General features: G+C 68.4%; 1 pseudogene. It reads right to left on the bottom strand.

The features are described from left to right. Positions 1-1,838: 1,838 nt before the first annotated feature. A pseudogene (gene ugpC / locus OS124_RS27570) lies at positions 1,839-2,307 on the bottom strand (sn-glycerol-3-phosphate ABC transporter ATP-binding protein UgpC); the annotation flags it as partial.

Here is a 2,307-nt window from a genome sequence, read left to right as displayed (position 1 = left end):
GCCTGCCAGCNGGAAACGCGCGGCGGGCCGGCCTCGACAACGNACCCCGCCGGCGCATCGCTCAGCCGAAGGTCCGCCGCGGTGAGGCCGGGAAGCACCAGGTCGACGACATCGCGACCGGGGGTGAAATCACGCACCACGGGGTCGGTTGCGTCGCTGTCCCTGCCGAAGATGAAGACATCCTCGCCGATCCAGCCGATCACCTCGTCAGCTTCCGGCGCCCCAAGCAGATCATGCGCCCGACGCGGACTGGCCGCGGCCCTGCGAGGCGCGGCTGCGCCAAGTTGGCCGCCGTCGACCAGACGCATCGCCGCAGGCGCCTGCCTGGCGGCGGAGAGATGGAAGACCACCTCGACGACCTCGTAGGGCGCCAGCTCGACATCCAGCAGGCCGTCTTCCATGGCGACCGGGCTCAGCGCCCAGCCCTCGGCCTCTTCCGACGTCACCGCGAGGCGCAGCAGGTTGCCACGGCGCATGACGGGCGCGCGCCCGGCCAGCCCGATGCGTCGCGCCGTCACCATCTGCCATTCGGGCACCAGCGACGAGAAATCGACGTCGACTGCAAGGTCGCTACCGACCCGGGAGCGGACATAGGCCACCACGCGGTCAGCATCCTCGAAGGCCGAGATCTCGACCGCACCGTCTTCGGCGGTGTAGCTGGTGCTGATGGCGCGCGCGGCGCCCAGCACCTCGGACTTGCGGGCCTCGTACCCGCGCGAGATCAGCCGGTCGGCCAGGGCGGCTTCGTCCCGGGCGAAGGGCGGGCGCGGCGGCAGGGCGAACTGCACCAGGATCTCGGGACGCTCGGCGGCGCGCAGGTCCAGCGCCTCCATCGCGGTTTCCAGCGCCGCGATCACCATGCGTGCCTTGGCCGCATAGTCGCCCGCACCGTCCTCGGCCCAATCCTCGTTGCCGATCTCGAAGGCCGCGACCAGGTCACCGGCCCGGCGCAGCACCAGCGCCGCGAAAAGCTCGATCTGGCGGGCGTGGGCCTGGAAGCGCGCCAGCGGCACGTGGCGCACGGGAAGCACCAGGGTCAGCCGCTGCGACGTGGCGCCAGTGCCCTCGGGATCACGGGCCCAGTCCAGCGCCACCAGCAACTCTTCCGAGAGGCGCGGGACGCCATCGTCGCTGCGCCGCAGCTTCGAGATGTCCAGCCAGTCACGGCCCTCTGTCTCGGCCGGGCCATCGCCGAGGGCCGCGGGGAAGCGGAGCGTCTCGAGGCAGAGACCGTCGACCACCAGCTTCATGTTCGGCGCTTCCGCCGGGTGGGAGCCCCCGGCGGAAGCGGGCACCGGGGCGTCCACCGCATCACTGCCCTGACGGCAGAGCGGCTGCGGACGCTCGGTGGCCCGTTCCCATGCACGCTTGCGTTGCATGTTGCGAAAAGATTGAAGTCCGCGTCCCGCCGTCAGATCGGCGGTCGTTAACCCGAAACCCTGTCCCATCGCGGCAAGGGACAAGAACACAATAAGGCACAGAACACACACCAGCTCCATGGAGCACCCCACTAGGTAAAAAATTTGACACACACGACTTTCGTCAAGGAAAGACTAGCAAGCGATCTGGTGGCTGAGAAGCATACGTATCGGTACAGGCGTACCTGAATCCCTGTTTTGGGGGCAGAATCCCGGCAAGACCACCGTTGCAAAAATCGGCTTTCGCCACAATTTTGACGCGAATTGGTCTGTTTTCAGCGCTGCCGGTGCGTGTTCCCGCGAAGAGCTGTTCCGAGGGTTGCCCCGGCGCGAATCGCCTCTGCAGGCGCTCAAAAGGCAGTTTCGGGCGACAGGACGCCCGGATCGCGCCACATTTCGGACACGATCCGGGCAGAGGGCTCAGGCGCCGGCGTCAGCCAGGCGCCGGCCGGTTTCTGCGTGGAAAAGGTGCAGTTCCTGCAGGGGCAGCTCTGCCGTCATCTCGTCGGCCAGCTCGGTGGCCAGGTCGGCCTGGGCGATCATGCGCTGCGCGCCGATATGACCGTGGATGATGCGCGATCCGCCCAGCTCTTCGACATAGTCGAGACGGAAGTTGCCCGGCCCGGCCCGCAGGCGGATCGCTTCGGGACGGATCCCGGCAGTGATGCGCCCCGGCGCCGCGCCAACCCCCGAAGCCAGCGCCGCGCCGTTCAGCATCAGCGCACCGCCATCCACATGGGCCTCGATCAGGTTCATTGCCGGCGCCCCGAGGAAGCCTGCCACGAAGGTCGAGGCCGGTTCGCGGTAGAGATCCAGCGGACGGCCGACCTGCTCGATCCGGCCATGGTTCAGCACCACCAGCCGGTCGGCGAGGGTCATCGCCTCGAGC

Origin of the sequence: Oceanicola sp. S124, assembly GCF_000220565.1 — a bacterium.
In the GTDB taxonomy this organism is placed as follows: Bacteria; Pseudomonadota; Alphaproteobacteria; order Rhodobacterales; family Rhodobacteraceae; genus Pseudooceanicola.
Note: the sequence above shows the minus strand (reverse complement) of the source record. Positions and strands in the feature narration are given on the sequence as shown.